Source organism: Gelidibacter sediminis (assembly GCF_004364975.1).
GTDB lineage: Bacteria > Bacteroidota > Bacteroidia > Flavobacteriales > Flavobacteriaceae > Gelidibacter > Gelidibacter sediminis.
The window spans coordinates 1302023-1320219 of the sequence record NZ_SOBW01000008.1 but is presented as its reverse complement, the minus strand read 5'-3'; the positions used below and the strand labels follow the sequence as shown (position 1 = coordinate 1320219).

Annotated in this window: 21 protein-coding genes; 7 read left to right on the top strand and 14 right to left on the bottom strand. The window is 37.5% G+C overall.

Going from position 1 to position 18197, the window contains the following annotated elements; all coding sequences use genetic code 11:
- Positions 1 to 79: 79 nt before the first annotated feature.
- From BXY82_RS12380 to BXY82_RS12340, 9 genes are all read right to left on the bottom strand, one after another.
- Positions 80 to 1186: an ABC transporter permease gene (locus BXY82_RS12380; protein ID WP_133758489.1), complete on the bottom strand. Its 1107-nt coding sequence runs from the start codon at positions 1184 to 1186 to the stop codon at positions 80 to 82.
- Between the two features lie 137 nt (positions 1187 to 1323).
- The gene (locus BXY82_RS12375) at positions 1324 to 1662 is read right to left on the bottom strand and encodes a GxxExxY protein (protein ID WP_317128587.1); all 339 of its coding nucleotides are present in this window, start codon (positions 1660 to 1662) and stop codon (positions 1324 to 1326) included.
- A 149-nt stretch (positions 1663 to 1811) separates the two neighbouring features.
- On the bottom strand, positions 1812 to 2540 hold the full coding sequence (locus BXY82_RS12370; RefSeq protein WP_133758488.1) for an ABC transporter ATP-binding protein: 729 nt from the start codon (positions 2538 to 2540) through the stop codon (positions 1812 to 1814).
- Between the two features lie 71 nt (positions 2541 to 2611).
- Entirely contained in the window at positions 2612 to 3514 is a 903-nt protein-coding gene (locus tag BXY82_RS12365; protein ID WP_133758487.1) for an ABC transporter ATP-binding protein, read from the bottom strand.
- Between the two features lie 6 nt (positions 3515 to 3520).
- On the bottom strand, positions 3521 to 3979 hold the full coding sequence (locus BXY82_RS12360) for an OsmC family protein (protein ID WP_133758486.1): 459 nt from the start codon (positions 3977 to 3979) through the stop codon (positions 3521 to 3523).
- A gap of 38 nt (positions 3980 to 4017) precedes the next feature.
- Positions 4018 to 4491 (bottom strand): hypothetical protein, encoded by a 474-nt coding sequence (locus BXY82_RS12355; RefSeq protein ID WP_133758485.1) that lies wholly within the window; start codon positions 4489 to 4491, stop codon positions 4018 to 4020.
- A 28-nt stretch (positions 4492 to 4519) separates the two neighbouring features.
- On the bottom strand, positions 4520 to 5422 hold the full coding sequence (locus tag BXY82_RS12350) for an HlyD family secretion protein (protein WP_133758484.1): 903 nt from the start codon (positions 5420 to 5422) through the stop codon (positions 4520 to 4522).
- A gap of 103 nt (positions 5423 to 5525) precedes the next feature.
- On the bottom strand, positions 5526 to 6776 hold the full coding sequence (locus BXY82_RS12345; protein WP_133758483.1) for a TolC family protein: 1251 nt from the start codon (positions 6774 to 6776) through the stop codon (positions 5526 to 5528).
- A 4-nt stretch (positions 6777 to 6780) separates the two neighbouring features.
- A complete protein-coding gene (locus BXY82_RS12340) occupies positions 6781 to 7386 on the bottom strand; it encodes a TetR/AcrR family transcriptional regulator (RefSeq protein WP_133758482.1) in 606 nt (201 codons plus the stop codon).
- Positions 7387 to 7689: 303 nt separating this feature from the next.
- Between BXY82_RS12340 and BXY82_RS12335 the strand changes: the two genes are divergently transcribed.
- The 7 genes from BXY82_RS12335 (at position 7690) to BXY82_RS12305 (ending at position 14321) form a co-directional block, all read left to right on the top strand.
- Entirely contained in the window at positions 7690 to 9714 is a 2025-nt protein-coding gene (locus tag BXY82_RS12335; protein ID WP_133758481.1) for a cation:proton antiporter, read from the top strand.
- 181 nt (positions 9715 to 9895) lie between these two features.
- Positions 9896 to 10216, top strand: a complete 321-nt coding sequence (locus BXY82_RS12330) for a hypothetical protein (RefSeq protein ID WP_243835810.1) — start codon at positions 9896 to 9898, stop codon at positions 10214 to 10216.
- Positions 10217 to 10339: 123 nt separating this feature from the next.
- On the top strand, positions 10340 to 10738 hold the full coding sequence (locus BXY82_RS12325) for a DoxX family protein (protein WP_133758479.1): 399 nt from the start codon (positions 10340 to 10342) through the stop codon (positions 10736 to 10738).
- A 6-nt stretch (positions 10739 to 10744) separates the two neighbouring features.
- Entirely contained in the window at positions 10745 to 11167 is a 423-nt protein-coding gene (locus tag BXY82_RS12320) for a sulfur reduction protein DsrE (RefSeq protein WP_133758478.1), read from the top strand.
- Positions 11168 to 11169: 2 nt separating this feature from the next.
- Positions 11170 to 12828, top strand: coding sequence for a bifunctional metallophosphatase/5'-nucleotidase (locus tag BXY82_RS12315; RefSeq protein ID WP_133758477.1), 1659 nt, complete (start codon positions 11170 to 11172; stop codon positions 12826 to 12828).
- A gap of 12 nt (positions 12829 to 12840) precedes the next feature.
- A complete protein-coding gene (locus tag BXY82_RS12310) occupies positions 12841 to 13473 on the top strand; it encodes a TlpA family protein disulfide reductase (protein ID WP_133758476.1) in 633 nt (210 codons plus the stop codon).
- Between the two features lie 146 nt (positions 13474 to 13619).
- A complete protein-coding gene (locus BXY82_RS12305; RefSeq protein WP_133758475.1) occupies positions 13620 to 14321 on the top strand; it encodes an ankyrin repeat domain-containing protein in 702 nt (233 codons plus the stop codon).
- A 34-nt stretch (positions 14322 to 14355) separates the two neighbouring features.
- Here BXY82_RS12305 and BXY82_RS12300 read toward each other — a convergent pair whose 3' ends face one another.
- From BXY82_RS12300 to BXY82_RS12280, 5 genes are all read right to left on the bottom strand, one after another.
- Complete coding sequence (locus tag BXY82_RS12300; RefSeq protein ID WP_243835808.1) at positions 14356 to 14805, bottom strand: methyltransferase family protein; 450 nt, start codon at positions 14803 to 14805, stop codon at positions 14356 to 14358.
- Positions 14802 to 16133, bottom strand: coding sequence for an MBL fold metallo-hydrolase (locus BXY82_RS12295; RefSeq protein WP_133758474.1), 1332 nt, complete (start codon positions 16131 to 16133; stop codon positions 14802 to 14804). Before BXY82_RS12295 ends, BXY82_RS12300 begins: the two co-directional genes overlap by 4 nt.
- A gap of 58 nt (positions 16134 to 16191) precedes the next feature.
- Entirely contained in the window at positions 16192 to 16800 is a 609-nt protein-coding gene (locus BXY82_RS12290; RefSeq protein WP_133758473.1) for a class I SAM-dependent methyltransferase, read from the bottom strand.
- 118 nt (positions 16801 to 16918) lie between these two features.
- Positions 16919 to 17503, bottom strand: a complete 585-nt coding sequence (locus tag BXY82_RS12285) for a methyltransferase domain-containing protein (RefSeq protein WP_133758472.1) — start codon at positions 17501 to 17503, stop codon at positions 16919 to 16921.
- Positions 17504 to 17539: 36 nt separating this feature from the next.
- On the bottom strand, positions 17540 to 18175 hold the full coding sequence (locus BXY82_RS12280) for a Tll0287-like domain-containing protein (protein ID WP_133758471.1): 636 nt from the start codon (positions 18173 to 18175) through the stop codon (positions 17540 to 17542).
- Positions 18176 to 18197 lie beyond the last annotated feature (22 nt).

Here is an 18197-nt window from a genome sequence, read left to right as displayed (position 1 = left end):
TTCGCAACACTCATATGGTCATTTGAATCACTGATATTTTAATTTTTTATGGACTGCTTACTGAATACTGCCCACTTTTTTACTCCAATCGTATCTTATATTTCTTCACACTCAACGCCATAAAAAATACCGTCATTCCCAATAAAATCAGGGTTTCTTTCCAGATAAATTCCAAGCCAACACCTTTTAGCATAATAGCCTTTAAAATGATGATGAACCATTTGGCAGGAATAATATGACTAATAATTTGAAGCGGCATGGGCATGCTCGAAATAGGGAAGATAAAGCCCGACAATAATATTACAGGCAACATCAATCCCATTAATGAAATCATCATGGCGGTTTGCTGAGTGGCGGAAATTGTGGATATTAAAATGCCTAAAGCGAGTGAAGTGATGATAAAAAGCACACTCTCCAAACCTAATAGTAAAAGACTTCCTTGAATAGGCATATTGAAAATAAATATGCTCAACATAACAATCACAATGGCATTAATGATGGATAGAAAAATATAAGGAATCACTTTTCCGATAACAACTTGGAACGGCTTTAATGGGGACACCAACAAGATTTCCATGGTACCTAATTCCTTTTCTCTGGTAATCGAAATGGAAGTCATCATGGCCGAAACCAACATCAGAATAATGGTCATCACTCCTGGGACAAACATGTACACACTTTTGAGTTCAGGATTGTAAACCATGCGGGTTTGTGGGATTATTTGATAGGCCACGTTGATGTCTTTGTTCAATTCTTTTTGATACTGCTGAAGGATGGCATTGACATAATTGGTAATCGTATTTGCCGTATTTGGGTCCGTGGCATCCGTAATGATTTGGATGGTTGCCTTGTGGTCTTTAATCAGTTTTTTACTGAAATCTTTGTCAAAGTTCAACACGGCTTTAACGTGGCCTTTTTCAAATACAGAAGCGATATCCGCTTCACGAGTGAATACTTGTTTGATGCTAAAATACTTTGAAGCCCCTATTTTATTAATGATTGCTTCTGTAGTACTATTTTTTGAATTGTCCAAAATGGCGATATCCACATTATTGATTTCATTGGTAATGGTAAATCCAAACAATAGAATTTGGGCAATAGGCATCCCGAAGAGAATAAACAATGAGCGTCTATCCCTAAAAATGTGGTAGAATTCCTTTTTTACGAAGCCTATAAATCTTTTCATCGTAAGTCCCTGCGACGGAAGGTTTTTTTTTAATACTTAATTTTACATTTCCCGCGGATTTCGCTAATTTTCGCAGAAGGCTTAGTGTTTGGTTTGATCTTTTTTTGTACGTATTCGTGTAATCTACGGGCTATTTCTTATAGTCCATTTACTTTTCTAAAAATCCCTTCAGTGATAGTATCAACATTGAAGTTGACTAAAATCCCAAGTTTTAGACCAGTTAATTTTAAATAGGTTAAAATTTGTTTATGATGTACTTTCTCTAATTTCTCTACGGATTTGATTTCGATTATAATTTTATTATTAACCAACACATCCAATCTGAAACCAATTTCCAATTCCACATCTTCATAAATAACTGGTAGAGGAACTTGTCGCTTAATGGATAATCCTTGTTTTTGTAACTCGAAACATAGAACAGCTTCATAGTCAGATTCTAATAGCCCGGGACCTAATTCATTATATACTTTGAAAATTGCCCCTCTAATTTATATGAAATATCGTTTTCTGATTTTGATTCTATAGTCATTAACTTTTTTTGTGTTCTGCCGAGAATACTCGATTTTCTTTAAATATTATCGTTATATTTCTGCGAAAATCCGCGAAATCTGCGGGATATTTTTTTCTATCCGCGCGCCAACTTTAAAAACACATCATTCATGCGCTCCGCCTGAAACTGTTCTTTAAGTTTTTTCGGTGTATCTAAAGCTTCAATTTTACCATTGACCATGATGGAAACACGATCACAATATTCAGCTTCATCCATATAATGGGTAGTTACAAACACAGTGGTGCCTTGGTTGGCCGCTTTATAGATCATTTCCCAAAATTGACGTCTGGTAATCGGGTCAACGCCTCCTGTGGGCTCATCTAAAAACACGATTTTCGGATCGTGAATCAGGGACACTGAAAAGGATAGTTTCTGTTTCCAACCCAAGGGTAAATATCCAACCAATTGGTTGGCAACGTTTTCAAGTCCAAGTTCCTGAATTAAAGTTCCTGATTTTTCTTTAATTATTTTTCGTGGTAATCCATAAATTCCTCCAAAAAAGATGATGTTTTCTTTCACCGTTAAATCGTCATATAAGGCAAACTTCTGACTCATATAACCTATGTTTTTTTTAATGTATTCTGTTTGAGTATAAACATCAAAACCAGCTACTGTGGCCTTTCCAGAGGTTGGGTGTGAAATACCGATCAGCATTTTTATGGCTGTGGTTTTTCCGGCACCATTGGCGCCCAAAAATCCAAAGATTTCTCCTTTTTCAACCTCAAAAGTGATGGAGTTTACAGCTGCAAAATCGCCAAACATTTTGGTTAAACCTTCTACTTGTATGACTTTGCTTTTGCTCATTTTTTTGTGAATTTTGTTTCATCGAGCGCAGTCGAGATGTGTTGTAGTTCCGACTGCGTTCAAACTGACATTTATATTGCTAATTCCATAAAGGTGTCTTCAATAGTGGCTTCGGTTCTTTCAATATAGATATCGGATAGGTTTTTAGATTTTAAATAGGCAATTAAGTCGGCTGGATTAAAATCGGATCGTTTATCTGTATAATGCACAAACTCGCCAAAAGGATAAACACTATGGTGGTGTTCATAGGCTTTTAAACTTGTGATCAGCTGGTACATGTTTGCTGACCTTACATTATAAATAGACTTATGATAGTGTTTCACAATAGCTTTTGGAGTGTCTATCTGCAAAATTTTACCATCTTGAATTAAAGCTACTCGGTCACACAAAGCGGCTTCATCCATATAAGGTGTAGATACCAAAATGGTGATATTTTTTTGTTGCAAACGCTTTAGCATTTCCCAGAATTCCTTTCTCGAAACCGGATCGACACCTGTAGTGGGCTCATCTAAAAATAATACTTTGGGCTTGTGGATTAACGCACAGCTCAAGGCTAGCTTTTGCTTCATGCCACCCGATAATTTACCTGCACGACGGTCATTAAAAGGTTCAATTTGTACGTAAATATCCTTAATCAAATCATAATTTTCTTCGATAGTCGTTCCGAAAATTGTCGCAAAGAAATTTAAGTTTTCCTCAACTGTCAAATCATGATATAGGGAGAATTTACCAGGCATGTAACCTACGCTGTTCCTGATCTTTTTGTAATCTTTAATCACATCAAATCCAGCCACAGTTGCTGTGCCCTGGTCAGGAAATAAGAGTGTGGTCAAAATTCTGAATAATGTTGTCTTACCAGCACCATCAGGACCAATAATACCAAAAAGTTCATTCGGCTTGACCTCAAATGAAATGTCCTGCAAGGCTTTTACATCTTTATAGGATTTTGATATGTTATGTATTGAAATGCCCACAGATTATTAGTTTTGAACACTGATTTTGGTTTCCATAGTGATTTTTGATGTAATGGAATTTGAGATTAAACAGGCTTTTTCTGATTTTTCTATAATGCGTAGAGTGCGTTCACGCTTAGATTCATCAGAAATAACAACTTCAGGGAATAGCAGTACTTCACTGATTACAAATTTGCCATTTACCTTCTCCAGAATACCTTTTGAGCGACATTTAAAACTGACGAATTCCAATTTTGAATAGTCTGCAATGGCTAAAAAAGTGGTCATTAAGCAACTGCTCACTGCTGCCGTAAACAAATGTTCAGGTGACCAAATATGCGGCATTCCTTTATCAAAATCGGGTGGTGTTGCTACTTCTATGCAATTGGTGTCGTTAGTCTCCTTGTTTTCTAATTCTGGTGAACACATCATCCCTTTTCGGTCTTGTGTCCAATGGATGTTGACGTTATAACTATGTTTTTCCATCGTATTTATATGATTTGTTATTTAAAATAGGTGTCGTACTAGTTAATGTTTTCTTCAATGCCAATTTTGATTTTTGTAGCATCTTCAATCGTTTCAGCTTTTGAAAGCGCCGCAATTTTTTCAATTAATGGATGTAACCAAACGTGTAAATTGTCATGGGACGGGCCTTCCATCGTACAATTTTTTACCACGTAGTTTTTATCTTCATTAAGTTGTTCGGCCAATTTATGATAGTCTTCCAAGCTGTTTGTGGTCTGGGCATAATAGGTTTGTTGCAATTGTTTAACCCCTTCATTGGTGGTTACATCTGCTTGCCATTTCTCACCATTGTCCATTGCCATGTCTTTAGTCCAAGTATTGCCATATACGTTGGATGTTTCATCATTATGATGTTCATCATCGGCCGCCACGGCGTGGTCAATGGCATCCGTATGCACGGTGGTTTCTGAAGTTTTACTGTCCTTGCAGCTTACGATGGTCAATAGACCAAGTGCGAAAATTAAATGTTTCATTGGTTCTGTTTTTAATGATTATTATGTTTTAATTAGTATTCGAATTGTAAAACCATAATTCTGCGGGCATGCCAATTTTTAGGCTTCCGTCATTCGTGACGTCCACTTTAACAGCATATACCAATGCCACGCGTTCTTCTTTGGTTTGAATGATTTTTGGAGTGAACTCCGCTTCCGAAGCAATCCAGCTGATTATGCCCTTGTAAGCCTTCATCGTGTCAGCATCATCAATTTTAATGGTGACTTCTTGCCCAATGTTAATGTTTGCCAACTGAGTTTCACTGATGTAGACTCTCAATTGCATGCTGCCCAAATTGGCTATTTTATACAATGGTCGCCCAAAAGAGGTAATCTCCCCAGGTTCTGAATATTTGGTTAATACAGTACCATTTATTGGGTTGACAATTTTACTTTTATCAATCTGATCATCAATTTGTTTGAGTTGTATATCGATACTCTTCAATTCGTTGACTACAGGCGCATTCTGGATTTCAACACTGCGAATTTGATTTTTTATAACCTCTATTTCGCCCTGAACATCATCCAACTGTTTTTGTGTGCCTGCATTATCTTTAATCAGGTTTTCGGAGCGGGTTTTGTTGGTTTGAGCTGTTTTTAATTTAGCATTTAACACATTAATTTGAGACAGAACCCCTTTAGATTTTGAACTAATGATGTCTTTTGATATGAACAATTGTTCACGTTTTAAGGCCAACGGAATGGTATCAATATACCCTATAAATTGGTCCTTGGTAAGTTGGTCGCCTTCATTGACATCAAACTGCATCAGTTTTCCGTTGTTTTCAGCAGAAACTGTTATTTCTGTGGCTTCAAAATTGCCGTAGCCATCTGCTTTTCCGTTGGATTTGTCGCAGGAGAATAGGATAGTTGCTACTAGGCTTAAAGGGATTATATAATTAGAGTATGTCATGCTATATGTGTTTGTTTCCCGCTGATTTCGCTGATTTTCGCAGAATTGTTTTTTGTTATGCTTACAACCCTCTGCGTATATGTGCACTAAATGCAGGAGGTTATTAATGTCCTTTAATAACATTGTAATTTGCTTTTGCCAATTGTAACTGAATTTTATGTTTGATTAAAGTGTTTTCGTCTTCGTATAAATTAGTGAGTTCGGTAATATATGCCGATGAGGTAATGACCCCATTTTTGAGCTGAGAATCGGCAGATTTAAGTACTTCTTTGCGAAGGTTGATGATCTCTAAATCTGAAGCGATAAACGCCTCTATCCTTTTAATCTCGTTGAGCTGCTGGTTCAGTTCAGTGTTGGTGTTTAGTTTGAAGGTTTCTGTCTCAGTATCAATAATATCTTTATTGATTGACAGGGCTTCTCGTAGTTTTTTATTGGAATTCCAGTCGAAAACATTCCAATTCAATTTCACACTAAGACTATAAAAGGGTTGAAAGGAATTATCGAGCATATTCAATCCAGGATTGCCATAGCCACCTGTAGCAAATCCTAATAATTTTGGAGAATTTTGTTTGGCTATAACTGCCTCGTTGCTTTCAATTTCATCTTTTTTAAGTTGAAATAGTTCTAATTCGGGTCGGGTTAATTCGGTTGTAGTAATGGTTTCAATCAACGTATTTTGAAATGTGGTGGAAGGATCCAAATGGTGCCCAATGATACTGGACAGTGTTTCAATTAAGGTTACTTTATTGCTCTCAATGTCTTTAAGTTGTTTTTTTATTTTTATCAATTCAACTTTCAAAACTTTATCTGATGCAGGTAGAAGTACGCCATATTTGATGCCCGAAATAACTTCACTCAATTTAACTTCCAACAAGGTCTGTTTTGATTGGAGTAATAAGTCCGTTTCCTGTGCCAATAAAATCGAGAAATAGAGTTGATTGATGTGTTGTTTTAGTTGATAGAGGTTTACTTCAACCTGTTTTTGTTTGGTTTTGAGTTGTGATGATTTCACGTTCAGCGAGGCATCTGTTGCACCGCCATTATAAATCAGTTGATTTACGGATAGGGTTGCACGATATTGGTCTTTATTGATTGGTTTTATGGTTGAATTTGGAATTGGAACAGCAATCACATCAGACTGGTAGGTAGCTTGTGCATCAAAACTAAATTGCGGCAATTTTGATGATAAAACAACTTCCTGCTCCAACTGATGTTGCGTTTCAAATAAGGACAATTGTTTCGTTAGAGGATAATTGACAGAGGCTAAATCATAACATTCCTGAAGTGTGACTATTTCTTGCGAAACCACAGTGCTTGTTATTATTACTACCCCTATGAAAAAAAACAATTTCATACAGTTACTTTTTTATGGACTGGATTATAAAATTGGCAACTTCAATTTTTCTTTTTTCTACAAATGCCATATAAGACGTTTCATCCTTTGTGGTGAGTGCTTTAACCAACGGTTTTCCTAAAAACGGAAAAATGTTTAACGCTAATATGTTCACGAATAATTGGTCAGCATCAATAGGGCTTAAAACCCCTGCTTTTATCTCATTATCCACTTGAGCTTTAAATTTTTTAATATTGGGGAATCCAGTAGTGTTCTTAAGTTTTATTATAAAATCTTCATTTCTGTTTAGTTCATTAATGATGAAATTTGGTAGATATGGATGCTTCATCATAAATGAGGTATAGTCATTGGTAAAGTGTCTGATTTTTTCTTCAATTGAAGAATCATCGTTGAGTATGGTATTTAACTGAGGGGCCAAGAGTGAAAAAACATTTTTAAATACGGCTTCAAAAAGCAATTGTTTGCTTCTGTAATAATAATGAAGCATTGCCTTATTGATTCCCGCTTTATCGGCAATTTCCTGCATCCTTGCGCCATCCATACCTTTAGATTGAAATATGTTTTTGGCCGCTTCCAAAATTTGTTGCTCTGTAGACTCTTCTTTTTTCATGTTAACCATAAAGTCTAACCATTTGGTTAACAAATATACAAAAAATATAGGTATAAACCTGATTTTGTTTAACTATCATATTATGAGTCTGTTATTCGATTATTGTTCAATTGGAATTTGAATACTAATCGCATAACTAGTTACTACATTCTACTATTGGTTATTTTTCTAAAAAATTTAACATCATACCTTATCGTTGCTAAATAAGTGTGCGAATCTTATTACTATATTTGCTTGTTAATACGCAGTTCTGCATCGTGATGGCAACTGATGCATTTTCAGCTTTCAATACAAGTGCTAACTATGGATACCATCATTAACCAACTTATAGAAGAATTTCAGTTGCCATTGCACAACCCGGTGTTGATTTTCTCATTGATCCTTTTTATCATTTTACTAGCGCCCATAGTGCTGCACAGAATACGGATTCCAGGAATTATTGGACTGATTGTTTCTGGAATCATCATAGGTCCTGCGGGGTTAAATATTTTAGAAAAGAGTCTGTTTGTAGACGTGTTTTCGACCATCGGACTCCTCTATATTATGTTTATAGCAGGTTTGGAACTGGATCTCAACGAATTTAAAGTCAACCGTAATAAGAGTCTCCTATTTGGTTTTTTAACCTTTGCCATACCTATAAGTATCGGGTTTCCGGTGTGCTATTACATTCTGGGCTTCGACTTTAATGCCAGTTTGCTTACTTCTAGTATGTTTGCTACGCATACATTAGTGACTTACCCAATAGTGAGTAAATTTGGACTGTCTAAAAACCTAGCTGTAGCCGTAACCGTAGGAGGGACCATATTAACTGATACTGCCGTGTTGGTTTTATTAGCGGTCATATTAGGATCTCACAATGGCGGATTAACTATCGACTTCTGGATGCGTTTGGGAATCTCTCTTGTTTTATTTTCAGCCTTTATGTTCTTGGTCATTCCAAAAATAGCCAAATGGTTTTTTAGGAAATTGGAGAGTGAAAAACACTCGCATTACATTTTTGTACTGTCCGTAGTGTTTTTCTCAGCGTTTTTAGCTGAATTAGCGGGTCTGGAATCAATTATTGGTGCCTTCGTAGCGGGATTGGCACTAAACAAACTTATTCCACATTCTTCAGCACTGATGAATCGGATCGGATTTATTGGCAATTCGCTTTTTATCCCATTTTTTCTCATAAGTGTGGGGATGATTGTAGATGTCAGCGTTATTCTTAGCGGTCCAATGGCTTTGATTATTGCGGGTACCTTAACCTTTGTGGCTATTTTTGGAAAATGGATGGCAGCATGGATTACCCAAATTATTTTTAAATTCTCTAAAGGACAACGCAAATTAATTTTCGGATTAAGTAGTGCCCATGCGGCGGCTACTCTCGCGGTTATTTTGGTAGGATACAAAGCCGGAATTTTAGATGCCAATATTCTTAATGGGACAGTTATTTTAATACTAGTGACGTGCATAGTGGCCTCTTTTGCGACAGAAAGTGCGGCTAAGATGATTATACGGGATGTTGATGATGACGATTATTTACATTTGACCTACAGAGCGCACAAAGAGAATATTCTTATACCCATTGCGAATATTGTGAACATTGATAAAGTACTCGATTTTGCAGTGTTGATAAAGGAGCAAAAGTCAACCAATCCACTGTCTATTCTAACTGTAGTTCCTAATACTAAGGAGGCTGAAAAGACCATTATAAAAGCCAAAGAAGGGTTGGAAAAATATATCAATGAAGCTACTGCATCAGATACGAACGCCACAATTATGGCCACCATTGACCATAATGCTGCCAGTGGGATTTCTCGAACGGCTAAAGAAATAAGGGCCGATATCATATTGTTAGGCTGGCCTCAAAAAACAGGGTTTTTAGATAAATTAATTGGCGATAAAATGGAAAGTATTTTACAAAATACTGAGAAAACTCTCTTTATCTGCGATTTTGAAATACCGTTGGCCAATCATAAAAAACTAATTTTAGTCGTGCCTCCAAATGCTGAGTTCGAAGAGGGCTTCGCAATTTGGATTCACAAAATAGCCAAATTATCTATAGAACTATCCGTTCCTATCGAACTGCATAGTACGGAGCCAACGCATGAGGCCATCCTGAAATTTGCAAAAGAGAATAAAGTCACCCTAAATTTAAATTATTCACATTTTAATGATTGGGAGCATTTTATGAAACTCACTGAAAATATGGCCGAAACGGATATCATTATTTTGGTATCATCAAGACGCGGTTATGTTTCCCATTTCGGGCAATTGGACAGAATTCCGCAACGACTTGAACGGTCATTTCCACAAATGAGTAAAATGGTCATTTATCCGCAGTAAAACTTTGATAACGGATAGCGATAGTTAAATTTTGGTGTTTGAGCCGCAAACGAAACCTATTTTTTAATACGACTTTAACACGCCTGCGTAACAAAAGTTACATAAAAACAGCGGTGTTTGACTTATGTTTGTAAGATTGAAACCTAAAACATACATAGCGGTCCTCTTGACATTTATTTTTATGGCAAAATTTGTTGCCATAGATGCGCGCGCACTGAATACCATATTTAGTGGTAGCGACATTACCTTTGTGAAACCGTTTTGTAAAAAACAGGCTGATGCTGATTTAAGTTCTAAAAATCAGAATTTTTCTGATCAAAATCAACATACTTCCAAAGAGATGTTAAGCTTAAGTGGGCAGTGTACCACACCGTTTCATTTAGAAATGTTCTCATGGCATATCAATACTTCAGGTCAGATAACACAATTGGATGATCATCTCCCTTCAAAATTAAATTACCGCTATTTAGAAAGCGTTTCCCCACCACCGCGCTGGGCGTAGTTTTTATTTCTTATCCTTTTTTCGGTGTGTTTGTACGTCATATTGCTAACTCAGATTAACTGAGTTGACCCATTACGTTTCCCCACACGCCACATCCATCAATCTCATTTATACATTCAAAAAATGACGACACATATTTCAATTAGTCGCCGTTCTATACAGGTATTACGCATTTTAGTCAGCGGCATATTTCTAGTCGCAGGTTTTAATCATCTGATACACGTAGAAAAAACGGCACAACGCATAGAGCAAGCGAGCTTTAAAGGCATCGCACACTTTTTTGGCGAACCACAATGGCTTATCATTCTGTCTGGTATTGCCATGCTTGGCGCAGGCTTTTTATTCCTCATCGGTTATAAAACCAAATGGGCAGCAGTCGTCCTGATGGCTGTTTTAATTCCCATCACTTTAACGGTTCAAGTGGGACAAATTACAACACTTGGCCCTTTATTTAAAAACATCGCAATTTTAGGTGGACTTCTCTTTTTTATACTGAACGACACTGATAAACTTTTAAAATAAACACTTATGAAAACATATATTTTTAGTTCCGTATTATTTATTCTCACCTTTTTTACAGCAATTCCTATGACTGGACAGGAAAGTACAGATGGTAAAAATAATTATGTGTTACTTACCAAAAAGGTAGCACAATTACAACCTATAATTTTAACAGCTGAGGCACTAAAGGCTGAAGAAGGCAATGCCTTTGGCGATTTTCAAGTCATTATTTGTGGCAAGGAAATAGGAGATATTACCGATCCTGAAAAGATCAATCACTTTATTGAAAAAGCAGAAAAAGCGGGCGTTCAATTAGTGGCCTGTGGTTTTTCGCTCAATAAATTTAAAGTGGATAAAACCAAGGTTCCACGTAAAATGACAACCGTAGATAATGGTATTCTGCATAATTTCCAACTTCAGAAGAAAGGATATAAAAGCATCAGTCTGTAGGTATGAAAACAATCAAAAAAATACTAGTTAAATCGACTTTACTTATTGGCATACTAATGATTTCGGTGGCATGTAAGACAGAAGCTTCCACACCAATAAACAGTAAAGTGCAAACTAAGGACACGTTGAGCATTACCATCTTGCAAACAGCCGATATTCACGGACAATTGGACCCGCATCCTGAGTTGTTTTGGGAGAATGATGAAGTCGTCTTTAAAAATAGAGGTGGTCTCGCAAATATAAAAACACTCTTTGATCAGGAACGACAAAAAAATCCTAATCGTACCATTATTGTGGATGGGGGAGATTTGATTCAAGGGAGTGGGTATACTGCTTTGTCTGAAGGTAAAGTGATGCCTAGAATCATTAAGAATATGGGTTATGATGTCATCATTCCTGGAAATTGGGAAGTGGTGTACGGTAAGGAGATTATGATGAATGTGATGCAAGATTACGGGACAGAAGTGATTGTTCAGAACATGTATCACGAAGCTAACGAAGAACCATTGTTTCCAGCCTCTTGGGTCAAAGAAATTGAAGGTATTCGTATTGGTTTTGTTGGGATTAACGATCCGGATGTTCCCGTACGGCAAAATCCTATTTTTAGTGAAGGGATTGGGTTTAGTGGCTTGGATGGGGACTTAAAAACCATGATCGACGACTTTAAAATGAAAGAGAAAGTTGATGTCTTATTTTTAGTGACGCATCTGGGAATTTTTAAACAAGTGGAATTGGCAAGTAATCCGATTGCGGAGAACGTCGATTATATTTTAGGCAATGATACCCATGAACGCGTACGCGAAATGATTCAAGGGAAATATGCTAAAGTTACCGAGCCCGGTGCCTTTGGATCGTTTGTAGGGAAGTTGACGCTCCATTTTGTGGATGGTCAATTAGTGGCTGATGATTATGAACTGATGGATGTTGATCCGGAGGTTTATAAAGTCGATGAAACTTTACAAGCGATAATTGACGAAGAAAAAGCGCCTTATAAAGCCTATTTAGAAACGGTGGTTGGCCATACAAACACACCAATTTATAGATATCTAACCGTTGAAAATCCAATGGATAACATGATTACCGATGCTGCACGTTGGAAAACAGGTGCCGATATTTCTATCTCCAACGGCTTTCGTTTTGGAAACCCAATTGTGCCTGCAGACGGAAAGCCAGCGCCAATTACGAGAGCGAATTTATGGAATTTGTTGCCGGTGAATGAACCCGTAAAAACCGGAAGGGCTACAGGAAAGCAAATTAAGGACTGGTTGGAAAAGGAAATGCATAATGCGTTTTCTCAAAATCCGACAGAACGTTTTGGAGGTTGGTTAGTGCGATTCTCAGGCATGAAAGTCAGCTTTAACAGTCAAAATGAGCGAGGGAATCGGATTTCAAGCATCATCGTTAAAGGTGAGGAAATGAAGGATGACGAATATTACACGGTCTCTGCCTGTGTACGTCCTGGAGACCCACTCGATAATTTATGTCGCATGCCTAACGTCAAGGATGTTAAAGTGATGGACTACACCATTCATGAGGCTGTTGAGGAATATCTTCAGAAAAACTCGCCAGTAGCACCAACTTTGGAAGGCAGAGCCTATTGCGACTATTTAGGTACTTATTCGTTTTCCACGGTACCCGGAACGGCCTATAAATTTAATTAATAAAGAACTCAGATGAAAAAAGATAATAACAATAAAAACGCCAAGAACTCTTGGATTCAGTACGCCATATTTGCCGCAATAGCCATCACGCTTTACGCAACGGGCTTACATACGGAAGTGATTGGATTTGCCCAGCGCGGACTCTTGGCCACAGGATTGATGAATCCGGATGTTAAGGACATCACTGAAGTGCGACATTCTGAAAACACTAGTGAAGCAGGTGATTCAACAACAGCAACCGAAGCCGATTTTAGTCTGAAATTGATGGATAGGGACGGAAAAGTTACGTCTCTAGCAGATTTAAAAGGCAAGGTTATTTTTATGAACTTTTGGGCCACGTGGTGTCCGCCGTGCATTGCAGAAATGCCGAGCATCGACAAATTGCACGAAGAAATGGGCGATGAGGTAGCATTCGTCATCCTGTCCTTAGACCAGAATTTTGAATTGGCCAAGGCCTTTGATAAGCGAAAAGGTTACAATCTGCCAATTTATGCGCCAGCGAGTAATTTGCCGCCAATGTATCAATCTTCAGCAATTCCGACAACGTATGTGATTGATGCGGCAGGTAATTTGGCATTAACCCATAAAGGTATGGCAGATTACAGTAACTCAGAATTCAAGGATTTTTTGAGAAGTTTGAAATAGAGAAATCTAAAAGGGAGGCTTGACAGCTTTAAGAGCTCGTATCCATTATGCTTTAAAGCGGTACTCCCTTCAATCCGTATAAAACTGAGAGTTTCCGATTAGTGTAATGTTCGTTATCTTTGATAATTCACCTTAATTGATGCGCTATGAAGGTTACGCAAAGAATTTTACTGTTAATTTTAATGGGATGCTTGCCCTTACAAGGCTGTGGCAATTCAAGCGAAACTAAAAGTATGGAATATTCAACACAAGATTCGACTTCTCTATTAAAAGCTGTTTCGGAAAGAAACGTTGAACGCGTTGCACAACTTTTAAAATCACAGCCAGACTTGGAAGTGAAGGACCACAAAGGCAGAACGCCTTTAATGCTGGCGACTTACAATAACGACAATACCATTGCTGAAATGCTCATGGCTTCAGGTGCCGATGTCAATGCGCAGGACAATATGCTAAACAGTCCACACTTATATGCTGGTGCAAGTGGCAACTTAGCAATTTTAAAAATGACACTTTCCCATGGGGCACGTTTCGATATTTATAATCGGTATGGGGGCACTGCGCTGATCCCGGCAGCGGAAAAACGCCATTTGGAGGTTGTAAAATTACTCACCGAGCTCCCAAAATATCCTATAGATCATATTAATAATTTAGGATGGACAGCACTTATGGAGGCGATTGTTTTAGGCAGTACAGGAGAAACCCAAATTGCCATTGTGGACGTGTTGATAAAGGCGGGAGCTGATGTCAATATTCCCGATAATGATGGTGTCACCCCGCTTCAACACGCTAAAAAGCGAGGGATGCATACCATTGCCCAACTTTTGATTGCTGCAAATGCTCATGAGTAAACTTTATGATCAGGAAATCTCGAGACTACTAATGTTAAATGAAGCGTCGCGTGCTTTTTTTATAAGTGTTATACTCTGGATATTTCCGCATCAATAAGGTCTCCTCATAATCGGATTTGTAATAAAATAATAGAAGAAGAAATCCGGTGATCAACATTTGGTAAAGTGACAGGTTGTAAAGCGCGTACCCCAATCCTGAAAACAACAGAGCGGTATATATGGGATGCCGAGAAATACGAAAAGCACCTGTGGTAATCAGTTTGCCATCTTCTACCGGCGATGGGAACGGAGAGAGTTTCGTGTTTAACTGCAAGGTAGCCACGATTCCTAATATTACACCCATACTTAAAACAAACAATCCCGAATAACGTAGCCATTCGGGAAGTTGAATTTCATATAATTTGAGCGGTAAAATATAGGCTACAAAAAGCAGTAGTTGAATCACTACAAATCCATAATCCTTAATGGGTGTTTTTAGACTCAATTTTTAAATTGTTCTACGTCATCGCTTAAATCATAAATGGTAGCGCCTTCTAATTTGGTTTCGAGAATGCTGCTACCTGCAGCACTACGGTAACCACCAGCACAATGCACCACAATTGGCTTATCTGTTGGGATATCCTCCGCGGTATCTCTTAACTCTGGAAGTGGGTGGGCTAGGGCATTTTTGAAAAACTTTCCGTCATTGATTTCGCTTGTATTCCGAACATCAACAATTGTATACTTATCAGGATTGTTTTTAAAATCTTCCAAATCCAATTCCTCAGATTTTTTTAGGTTTTCATCTGCCAAGGTAATGACTTGTTTGACCTGTTTTTCATATCCAATTTTTGCCAGACGATTTAAAAGCTTGTCCTTGTTCTTTTTAGCGTCAATTACCAAGGTGAATGTTTCCTTTGGCTTTACTATGGCACCTAACCAAGTTTCAAATTTGGCGGTGTCTGATGCTGCTTGAATATTAAAACTTCCTTTTAAATGTCCTTTTTTAAAGGAATCTTCATTTCTCATATCCACTATAAGTCCTTTAACCGTAGTGTTTTCAGTAAACGGAATTTCTGCAATGGAAGGATCTAAGTTGTCAGCTCCAACTTTATTGATATCAACATTATAGCCAAAATACGCTGGAATAAATGGTTGCCCAGCAAGTAGTGTGCTAATGAATTCTTCTTTAGTTTGTTTTTTAAAGGCCCAATTTGATTGTCGCTCCATACCTAATGTACTACTTGCGGCATCGCTCATGTTCTTTCCACATAACGAACCTGCGCCGTGTGCGGGGTAGACCACAGCATTATCGGGTAGATCATTGAATTTTGTAGTGATGGTATCATACATCATTTCGGCCAATTCCTCTCGTTTGGCCTGTGTTTTGCCGGATTTTTCTCTAAGATCAGGACGGCCAACATCGCCAATAAATAGCGTGTCGCCTGTAAACAAAGCTGTTTTATCACCCTCTGTGGCGACAATGGTAATACTATCTGGAGAATGTCCTGGTGTGTTTATAGCGTTGATAGTGATGTTGCCTAAAGCGATGCTATCTCCATCATCAAACGATTGGTGCGGATAGTCGGCACCTAATTTGGCACTGTTATAGATAGTTGCGCCTGTCTGTTTGTGCAATTCGAGATGCGAACTCACAAAATCAGCATGCGGATGGGTTTCAAGTATCGCAACAATTTTGGCATTATTCGATTTTGCGTGATCGAGGTATTGTTGTGGATCACGTTCTGGGTCTATAACCGCCATTTTGCCATCACTAATAATAGCATAAGAATAATGGGAGAGCGGTTTGTATTCAAATTGTTTAATATTCATAGTTTAATATTTTAAATGAGGCTGTTTAAAACAACCTCTATTAGTCATAGTTTTTTAATTAATTCTGTTTTTTAAAACTGCAAAATTGAAAATTTTGTACGGTATCAAATGGTGTGGTATGATCAGTAGTGAGACATGTTACTTTCTCAAATTGATCACCAAACACTACAGTTAATTCTTCAGCGTTATATTGGGTGATGTCTAACCCGCTACACTTTTGAGGTCCTTGCTTAGAAAAGGTTCCTATAATCAAACTGTCCGTTACAAAAGCATTGGCTAATTTGGCATAAGCTCGTATGTGTTCTTGAGTTGTCAGAAAATGAAACGCCGCCCGATCATGCCATAAATCATACGTGTGCGTCGGTTTAAAGGTGGTAATATCGCTTACAATCCACTGAACTTTGTTGGCTTTTTCTCCTAATCGGGACTTGGCTTTTTCGATGGCTTTGGCCGAGATATCCAATACAGAAATATCCGTATAACCTTCTTCCAACAAATAATCCACTAATTTACTGTCGCCGCCACCTATATCAATAATTTTAGCTGTTTTTGGCAAATTTCTTTCCCTAATAAGTTGCAAGGAGACAACAGGTTTTTCTTGGGTCCAACTGACCTGATCCGGATTTTTAGTCTCGTAAACGGTTTCCCAATGCTCTTTTCTATTCATTTAAATAGTTTATCGATTAAAAATACTCAATATTGAGAAAATTGTCAGTAACCTAAGTTACAAAACAGATTATAGAGACGAAAGGCTATCTAAATTTTTATGAAAATTTTAAATAGTTTTATTTTTTCTTTTGAAGGTTTATAAACAACTCTTTGCCCGGTCTATTAGGATGTGAATTATATGCTGGTTGCATCTTCAAAATATTAAAATAAGGCTCAAAATACGCTTGATATTCTGCTTTATTTCCTCCAAAAGGTGGTTTGTCAGCGTTTAGAGGCGCATCAAATAGCAGACCTACTAATTTGCCATTTTTATGCAATAGTTCAGCAGCTTTTGAAACATATTTGGTTCTTAAAGACGGATCAATAGCGCTGACAAAAGTCTGCTCGATAATCAAATCAAATTTCAGTGTCAAATCGAAGAAATTCTGGTGAATTAAATGCGAGGTAGGAAAGGAAGGCACGCGCTGTTTGATATTGGTTAAAGCGGTTTTAGACAAATCTGCAACATATACATTTGTGAAACCTTGCTGGTGTAAATATTCTGCTTCATAAGAATTGCCGCCTCCAGGAATTAATATGGTTAAATTCTTATTTGATAATTGATCAAAATAGGCCTTTAGAGGCGGTGAAACTTCTCCTAAATCCCATCCAATATCATTGGTTTTGTAACGATTGTCCCAAAATTCTTCTGATAAGTCCATTACTTTTAAATTGTTTTAATGGCTGTAGTAGCCAACTCATTGTTTATGAAATGTGACACTCCACAAACCTCTTACTTCATTGACCCCATAACCAATGGCTTTATCTTCTGGGTAAAGTATTTTTAATTTAGATAGTGTTGAAGACGCGATATTTTTATTCGGTTTTCCGTGACATTGCAAGCACATGGAATTGGTAAGAATAGGATAATATACCAACACCTTGCCTCCAGATTCACTTATCATTGGGTTTGGTAATTCTTGGTTTGCAATAATTTCTTTAAATGTTTCAATGTGCTCCAATTCTGCAGCATTAGCCTGATTGTCCGGATTTCTGGGTTTATCAGTTACGCGCTTGAGGTTGACTTTTTGCAATTTTGCCATGCTATCCGTTAATGGATATGCTTTTTCATTACAAAAGGTTAAGGCTCCCGAGGTGCCACTGCTTTCAATTGCCTTCATTAAGTTATTTCCTAATACAGCTTGAGTGTTTAGAGCATACTTTAGGCCACGATCAGCGTAAGATACCGTATCAAAATTTGTCAACGCTGGGATTTTTTCTCGGTCTTTTGGTTGCTCTATTTTCTTTTCGACTGAAATATACTTGCTCTTATTATCCTGATTACAGCTGAAAAACGTCATAATTGTGATAGTAATTAAAACAGTATTTTTCATGATTGGACAATATTAATTTGAT